At 38.8% G+C, this 8,777-nt stretch carries 5 protein-coding genes; all 5 read left to right on the forward strand.

Going from position 1 to position 8,777, the window contains the following annotated elements; translation table 11 throughout:
• The first annotated feature begins 186 nt into the window (after window positions 1-186).
• On the forward strand, window positions 187-1,209 hold the full coding sequence (gene ruvB, locus AACY61_RS04335; RefSeq protein WP_339610362.1) for a Holliday junction branch migration DNA helicase RuvB: 1,023 nt from the start codon (window positions 187-189) through the stop codon (window positions 1,207-1,209).
• 68 nt (window positions 1,210-1,277) lie between these two features.
• Window positions 1,278-2,201: a tRNA epoxyqueuosine(34) reductase QueG gene (gene queG / locus AACY61_RS04340; RefSeq protein ID WP_339610363.1), complete on the forward strand. Its 924-nt coding sequence runs from the start codon at window positions 1,278-1,280 to the stop codon at window positions 2,199-2,201.
• A gap of 156 nt (window positions 2,202-2,357) precedes the next feature.
• Entirely contained in the window at window positions 2,358-4,664 is a 2,307-nt protein-coding gene (locus AACY61_RS04345; RefSeq protein WP_339610364.1) for an NADP-dependent malic enzyme, read from the forward strand.
• Window positions 4,665-4,748: 84 nt separating this feature from the next.
• Window positions 4,749-5,330 carry a Holliday junction branch migration protein RuvA gene (ruvA, locus tag AACY61_RS04350; protein WP_339610365.1) on the forward strand — a complete coding sequence of 194 codons (582 nt, stop codon included), beginning with the start codon at window positions 4,749-4,751 and terminating at the stop codon, window positions 5,328-5,330.
• 76 nt (window positions 5,331-5,406) lie between these two features.
• Window positions 5,407-8,777: cell surface protein SprA (gene sprA, locus AACY61_RS04355; RefSeq protein WP_339610366.1), on the forward strand; the 3,371-nt coding region annotated here is incomplete at its 3' end.

Raw genomic sequence — 8,777 nt, forward strand, 5'->3', positions numbered from 1 at the left:
GGTGATGACTACGTAATTGCAGGACAAGATTTTGTTCCACAAACTGTCCCCCTTCAGGAAAACGAGGAAGAATTAAATCACTAAAAAATACTATTGATAATTAATAGGAAACCCTTTGTGAAAGCAAAGGGTTTTTCTTTTTAGCACAAACAACGAGTCGCTTCATTTTTCCCTATATTTGTTTTTATGAATGAAAATTTAGACCCAAGCGGAGAAAATATTTCTCCTGAAGAAATGGACTTTGAACGTAAGCTTCGTCCACTAAGCTTTAGTGATTTTACAGGTCAGGAACAGGTGATTGAAAACCTTAAAATATTTGTTCAAGCTGCAAATTTAAGAGGGGAAGCACTTGATCACACCTTGTTTCATGGTCCTCCGGGATTGGGAAAAACTACACTCGCGCATATTCTTGCCAATGAACTCGAAGTTGGGATTAAAATTACTTCTGGACCTGTATTGGACAAACCCGGTGATTTAGCAGGCTTACTCACAAATTTGGAAGATCGTGACGTGTTGTTCATTGATGAAATTCATAGACTAAGCCCCATTGTGGAAGAATACCTCTATTCAGCGATGGAAGATTATAAAATTGATATTATGATCGAAACCGGTCCCAATGCCCGCTCGGTTCAAATTAATCTGAACCCTTTTACGCTCATTGGAGCTACAACGCGCTCTGGTCTATTGACTGCGCCCATGCGCGCTCGTTTTGGAATTGCTTCAAGACTACAATATTATAATACGGAACTCTTAACCACCATAGTACAACGCAGTGCTGACATTCTCAAAGTAAAAATAGGCATGGAAGCCGCTATTGAAATCGCAGGAAGAAGTCGTGGCACACCTCGTATTGCCAATGCACTTTTAAGACGTGTAAGAGATTTTGCACAAATTAAAGGCAATGGAGCCATTGATATCAACATTGCAAAATATGCCCTTGAAGCCTTGAATGTAGATGCTTTTGGTTTGGACGAAATGGACAATAAAATACTCACAACAATTATTGATAAATTTAAAGGTGGCCCGGTGGGAATCACCACCTTGGCAACTGCTGTAAGTGAAAGTGCTGAAACCATCGAAGAAGTCTATGAACCTTTCTTGATTCAGCAAGGCTTCATTGTTAGGACACCTAGAGGGCGTGAAGTTACTGAAACAGCATATAAACATCTCGGAAAAATCAAAGGACCTACACAAGGGGGGCTGTTTTAAAATCCCCATCCAACCCTCCCGCGTTTGGCGGATATGGCTATAGATTTCTACGCGGTAAAAATCCTAAAATGACATTGAAATCCAAATACACCCAACTCATTAAAACGGAAGCCAAACGCCTCGGGTTTTTGTCTTGTGGCATTAGTAAAGCCGGATTTTTAGAAGAAGAAGCTCCCCGTTTGGAAAAATGGTTGAACCAAAACATGCACGGTGAAATGGAGTATATGGAAAACCATTTTGACAAACGCCTCGATCCCACAAAACTGGTGCCCGGAGCCAAAAGTGTGGTTTCCCTTTTGCTCAATTACTATCAAAAAGAATCCCAAAAAGACGAGACCTATAAAATCTCAAAATATGCCTATGGTACTGACTACCATTTCGTCATCAAAGACAAATTAAAACAACTGTTGCAATTTATAGAAGAGGAAATAGGCGAAGTGGATGGCAGGGCATTTGTGGATTCGGCTCCCGTTCTCGACAAAGCTTGGGCTGCCAAAAGCGGTTTGGGATGGATAGGGAAACACAGTAACTTACTTACACAACAAACAGGCTCCTTCTATTTCATTGCTGAGCTAATCATCGATTTAGAACTTCAATATGACAATCCGGTCACTGATCATTGCGGCTCATGTACTGCTTGTATAGATGCCTGTCCCACCCAAGCAATCGTTGAACCTTATGTTGTGGATGGCAGCAAATGCATTTCTTATTTTACTATCGAGCTTAAAAACGAAATCCCGAATGATGTAAAAGGCCAATTTGACGACTGGATATTTGGTTGTGATATCTGCCAGGATGTATGTCCCTGGAACCGCTTTTCAAAACCTCACAACGAACCCCTTTTTAACCCAAAACCTGAACTACTTTCCATGACCAAAAAAGACTGGGAAGAAATTACCCATGATGTATTTCAAAAAGTATTTCAAAAGTCTGCAGTAAAACGAACTAAGTTTGAGGGTTTAAAAAGGAATATTCAATTTTTAAAGGAATGAGAATATTTATTACTTGATATTCATTCTAAAGGCAAGGATAACCTTGGTGTTGACTTCACTAAAGTCAAACGGTATTCAGTGATAAAAGATTAACGATTTAACTTTTCAAATTTCAGGGAGAAACTTACCTTTGCTAGTCAGACAAACTATTAACCAATGAGTAAAGAAAGCAGAAGAAGAGAAGCATTAGTTTATCATGCCAAGCCAAAGCCCGGCAAAATACAGGTAGTTCCCACAAAAAAGTATGCGAGCCAGCGAGATTTATCATTGGCCTATTCACCCGGTGTTGCAGAACCTTGCCTGGAAATCGCAAAAGATAAAAACAATGTTTATAAATATACGACTAAAGGAAATCTTGTCGCCGTTATTTCAAATGGAACCGCTGTTTTAGGCCTTGGAAATATAGGTCCCGAAGCTTCAAAACCGGTGATGGAAGGAAAAGGATTGTTGTTTAAAATCTTTGCAGACATTGATGTTTTTGATATTGAAGTAGATACAGAAAATATTGATGCTTTTATTGAAACCGTTAAAAACATCTCACCTACTTTTGGCGGAATAAATCTTGAAGACATCAAGGCTCCAGAGGCATTTGAAATTGAAAGACGGCTCAAAGAAGAACTCGATATTCCGGTAATGCACGATGACCAGCACGGCACCGCAATTATTTCTGCTGCCGCTCTTATCAATGCTTTGGAACTGGCCAATAAAAAAATTCATAAAGTTAAAATTGTAATAAGTGGAGCAGGAGCCGCAGCAGTTTCTTGTACCCGTTTATATAAAGCATTTGGTGCAAAACCAGAAAATATTGTAATGCTTGATAGTAAAGGGGTGATTAGAAAAGACCAACCCAATTTAAGCCCAGAAAAAGCTGAATTTGCAACCTCCAGAAAAATAAACACTCTGGATGAAGCACTTAAAAAAGCAGATGTATTTGTAGGGCTATCAGTGAGGGATATTGTGACACCCGCAATGCTCAAATCGATGAACAAAAACCCCATCGTTTTTGCCATGGCAAACCCAAATCCTGAAATTGATTATGATCTTGCTATCAAAACCCGTGAGGATATTATCATGGCTACAGGACGGTCAGACCACCCCAACCAGGTGAATAATGTTCTTGGTTTTCCATATATTTTTAGGGGGGCGCTTGATGTGAGAGCTTCAAAGATTAATGAAGAAATGAAAAAAGCGGCTGTTTTAGCCTTAGCTGAATTGGCCAAAGAACCGGTGCCTGAGCAGGTAAATATCGCCTATGGCGAAACCAAACTGAATTTTGGCAGGGATTATATCATCCCAAAACCATTTGACCCTCGCCTTATTGCAAAAGTACCTCCCGCGGTAGCACGTGCAGCAATGGAAAGTGGCGTTGCCAAAGAGCCCATTTTAGATTGGCAAAAATATGAAGATGAACTTTATGAGCGTATGGGCTCTGACAATAAGATAGTAAGATTGCTTGTAAACCGAGCAAAAACAGACCCAAAACGCGTAGTATTTGCCGAGGCAGACCACTTGGACGTGCTAAAGGCTGCACAAATCATTCACGATGAAAAAATTGGGATACCCATATTACTTGGAAGAAAGGAAGTGATACTGGAATTGATGGAAGAAATTGATTTTGATGCTGACATTGAAATCATTGATCCAAAAGAGGATAGTGAAGATGAAAAAAGGAATTTTTATGCAAACAAATACTGGGAAAGCAGGAGGAGAAGTGGAGTGACACTTTATGACGCAAAAAAATGGATGCGAGAACGCAATTATTTTGCCGCCATGATGGTAAATGTAGGTGATGCTGATGCTTTGATTACAGGATATTCCAGATCTTACCCTTCGGTTTTAAAACCCATGCTTGAGGTGATTGGCAAAATAGAAGGTGTGGATAAAGTGGCCGCAACAAATTTAATGATTACAAAAAGAGGCCCGATGTTTTTATCTGATACCTCAGTAAATATAGACCCCACTGCTAAGGAGCTTGCAAAAATTGCTCAGATGACAGCTTTTACTATGAAAATGTTTGGTATGACACCGGTGATGGCAATGATTTCCTATACAAACTTCGGGTCTTCTAAACATGATAAAGCACGAAAAGTAAAAGAAGCAGTGTCATTACTCCACAGAACTGCCCCCGATTTGATTATAGACGGTGAAGTACAAATGGATTTTGCACTTAACATGGATTTGCATAAAAAGAATTTCCCGTTTTCAAAATTGGCTGGTAAAAAAGTTAATGCATTGATATTCCCGAGTTTAGACTCTGCAAACAGTAATTATAAACTCTTGAAAGAGCTAAATAACGCTGAATCTATTGGGCCAATTATGCTGGGAATGAAAAAACCGGTTCATATACTCCAATTGGGTGCCAGTGTTGAAGAAATTGTCAACATGGCTGCTGTTGCAATTATTGATGCCCAACAAAAGGAAAAAAGAGCTAACAAACAAAATATTAAACGAAAGAAACACTAGGGTTTCTATTAGAAAGAATTGTCCTTTTTAAAAAGGGATTGATAATAAAAATACTATATTTGACGTTTAACACTAAGTTAACAAATGATAGCACACATTAATGGACGTATGGTTGAAAAAAACCCAACGAGTATTGTGGTTGACTGTGGAGGAGTGGGTTATCAATTACATATTTCATTGCATACGTTTTCAAACCTTCCCCAAACCGAAAATGTAAAATTGTATACTCATCTCTTAGTAAAAGAAGATGCCCATACACTCTATGGATTTGTTGAACAATTTGAGCGTGAAATATTTAGGCTTTTAATCTCTGTGTCTGGTGTTGGTGCAGGAACAGCAAGAACAATGCTTTCCTCTTTAACACCCAATCAGATAAAAGAAGCAATAGCTCTGAATGATGTTGCAACAATTCAGTCTGTTAAAGGAATTGGAGCAAAAACAGCACAAAGAGTTATTTTAGATTTGAAAGATAAAATTATAAAAGTATATGCTTTGGATGATGTTTTAAGTCAGTCAAGCAATACCAATAAAGATGAAGCGTTATCTGCATTGGAAACATTAGGGTTTTTGAGAAAACAAGCCGAAAAAGCTTGCGATAAAGTCATAAAAGAAAACCCGGATGCAACAGTAGAAACAATTATAAAATTAGCGTTAAAAAACTTGTAATAAATTGGGCACAAAAAACTACTCTCACAAGAAACAACAGGTCTTCACTACTATATATTTAATAAGCTTTTTTTTATTGAGCCTTGCTGTCACGGCTCAGGTGCCAGACCCTGAAGAGAACAATCAAACAGAACAGGACACACTTAAAACAGGCTTTTCCATGGGACAGATGGATTTGCCCAATCCGCCAAGCATAACAGATTTGTATACGTTTGACCCAGTTTCAGGCATGTATATTTACAACCAAATGCTGGGTAGCTTCTCAATTTCTTACCCAATGGTTTTGACACAGGAAGAATATCAAGACCTGATTTTGGAAGAAGAAATGAAAAACTACTTCAAATCCAAAATTGATGCCGCAGACGGTAGAAAAGAAGGGACAGAAGAAGAACAAAAAAACCTCTTGCCAAGCTTTTATGTTGACTCCAATTTGTTTGAAACTATTTTTGGCGGAAATGTAATAGAAGTTATCCCACAAGGGTCAGTTGAAATGGATTTAGGACTGCTCTACACAAAACAAGACAACCCGGCCTTTTCACCTAGAAACCGTAGTAACCTTACTTTTGATTTTGATCAACGCATTAGTCTGAGTTTATTGGGTAAAGTAGGTGAACGACTTCAGATAACTGCCAACTATGATACCCAGTCTACTTTTGATTTTCAAAACCAAATAAAACTTGAATACACCCCTACCGAAGATCAAATCATTCAAACCATAGAAGTGGGAAATGTCAGTATGCCTTTAAACAGCTCATTAATTCAAGGTGCTCAAAGTCTTTTCGGGGTTAAAACTGAATTGCAGTTTGGAAAAACAAGAGTGACAGGAGTATTTTCAGAACAAAAATCAGAATCAAGAAGCGTAGTTGCTGAAGGAGGCGGAACCGTTAATGACTTTGATGTGTTTGCACTGGAATATGATGAAGATCGCCACTTTTTCTTGGGGCACTACTTTAGAGAGAAGTATGATGACGCTTTGGAACAATATCCATTTGTAAACTCAAATGTTCAAATTTCAAGAATTGAAGTGTGGGTTACAAACCTTACCAATACTACCGAAAATGTTCGAAATATTGTAGCCTTACAAGATATTGGTGAATCTGATCCATCCAAAATTGGCCTTAATTTGCCACCGGGAGGATTTTTGAACCGACCACCGGGATCTTATCCAGACAATGCTAATAATGACTTTAACCCCATAGGAATAGAAGGAGGAGCTCAATCAATACTCAACCAAAATATCCGGAATGTTTCAACAGTTCAGTCAGGTTTTGGAGGTGTTCAGGTGTCTGAAGGTAGAGACTATGCCACTCTTGAAAACGCGCGAAGATTAATGCCTAATGAATATAATTTAAATGGGCAATTGGGTTACATATCTTTAAACCAAAGACTGAGTAATGATGAAGTGTTAGCGGTTGCTTATCAATATACCGTAAATGGTCGTGTGTATCAAGTAGGGGAATTTTCCAACGGTGGTGTAGAATCAACAACAAGTGGAAACATAGGCGATCCAAATCCTAACCCGGAACCGGACCCCAATGCACCACAACCGGGTGAGTCACAAAACTTGGTTGTAAAAATGTTGAGAAGCAACAATGTAAATGTTGATCAACCCATTTGGGACTTGATGATGAAAAACATCTATAGTTTGGGGGCGTTTCAACTTGAAAGAGAAGACTTTAGATTGAACATCCTATATACAGACCCCTCACCATTAAATTATATTTCAGCAGCAGCTGGGAGCGTTGAGTTTCCGGCCACTCCTCTGCCAGAAGATGTTGATCAAACAACGCTGCTCAGAGTCTTTAATCTGGATAGATTGAATACGAACAATGACCCGCAACAAGGCGGTGATGGTTTTTTTGACTTTTTACCAGGGTTAACAGTAGACACCCAAAATGGTAGAGTAATCTTTACAACCGTAGAGCCATTTGGCGAACATTTATTCGAAAAATTAAGCACACCCGGAAGTAGTGAAAACTATGACGTTCCGGCGACTTACAATGCCAATCAAAACAAATACGTATACCGCTCATTGTATCGATCCACAAAAACAGTTGCTGAACAAGAAGATAGTGATAAAAATAAATTCCAACTTAAAGGAACTTATAAATCCTCAGGCGCTGATGGTATTTCAATTGGAGCGTTCAATATACCCCAAGGCTCTGTTACAGTAACTGCCGGAGGCAGATTATTGGTTGAGGGGGTAGATTATACAGTAAATTATCAATTGGGAAGAGTACAAATTCTTGACCAGGCACTTTTAAACTCCAATACTCCAATTCAAATCACAACCGAAAACAATACCGTTTTTGGACAACAAACTAAGCGATTTACAGGTTTGAATGTAGAACATCAATTCAATGAAAACTTTCTTATTGGAGCAACCTATTTAAACCTTAATGAACGACCCCTCACCCAAAAGACAAACCTGAGCTCTGAGCCTATTAACAATACAGTTTTTGGGTTCAATGCAAACTATTCAACCAAGGTTCCGTTTTTAACAAGATTGGTTAATAAACTTCCCAACATCGATACTGACGTAGAATCAAACCTTTCTTTGAGAGGGGAATTTGCCTACCTGATGCCGGGTTCACCTAAAGTAGCTGACTTTGACGGTAAGACAACCGTTTATGTTGACGATTTTGAAGGATCACAAACCTTCCTGGATATGAAAACCCCATTATCTTGGAAACTTGCCAGCACACCGCTCGATTTTGGGGGAGACTTAGAAAATAACAATGAAGCATATAATTTCAACAGAGCTAAATTGGCTTGGTACACTATTGACCCTATTTTTTATAGCTCACAAAGACCAAACGGAATAACAAATGACGACCTTTCTTCTTATGCAACAAGAAGACTTTTTATAAATGAAATATTTCCTGATACTGATATTGTTCAAGGTCAAACCCAAGCAATTTTCTCTTTGGATTTGACTTATTTCCCATCAGAAAGAGGACCCTACAACTACAATCCAGAAACCGGTGGAACCAACACACTGCCAAACCCCTCTTCAAGATGGGCGGGAATTACACGAGAACTGAACACGACCGATTTTGAAAAATCAAATGTGGAATACATTCAGTTTTGGGTAATGGACCCATTTATTTATGATGAAAACGCATCAAATAATGGCGGTCAACTACGGTTTAATTTAGGAAGCATTTCCGAAGACATTCTCAAAACAGGTAGAAAACAATATGAAAATGGCCTGCCACCTGACGGTGGAACTGAAGGAACCAGACAAACAGTCTATGGAAAAGTCCCCATAAACCAATCTTTGGTGTATGCGTTTGATACTCAGGGTCAAGAAAGAACAAACCAGGATATTGGTCTTGATGGAGCAAATGATGCAGAAGAAGGCGCTTTATTTCCATTATTTGGTGGATTACCTGACCCTGCCGGTGATAATTACACCTATTTCCTTCAAGCTGAAGGCGATATTGT

Origin of the sequence: uncultured Planktosalinus sp., assembly GCF_963973675.1 — a bacterium.
Lineage (GTDB): Bacteria > Bacteroidota > Bacteroidia > Flavobacteriales > Flavobacteriaceae > Planktosalinus.

Excerpts from the sequence above, each read along its gene's own strand:
- queG (WP_339610363.1), top strand. The coding sequence starts at position 1,278 with ATGACATTGAAATCCAAATACACCCAACTCATTAAAACGGAAGCCAAA.
- ruvA (WP_339610365.1), top strand. The coding sequence starts at position 4,749 with ATGATAGCACACATTAATGGACGTATGGTTGAAAAAAACCCAACGAGT.
- AACY61_RS04345 (WP_339610364.1), top strand. The coding sequence starts at position 2,358 with ATGAGTAAAGAAAGCAGAAGAAGAGAAGCATTAGTTTATCATGCCAAG.
- ruvB (WP_339610362.1), top strand. The coding sequence starts at position 187 with ATGAATGAAAATTTAGACCCAAGCGGAGAAAATATTTCTCCTGAAGAA.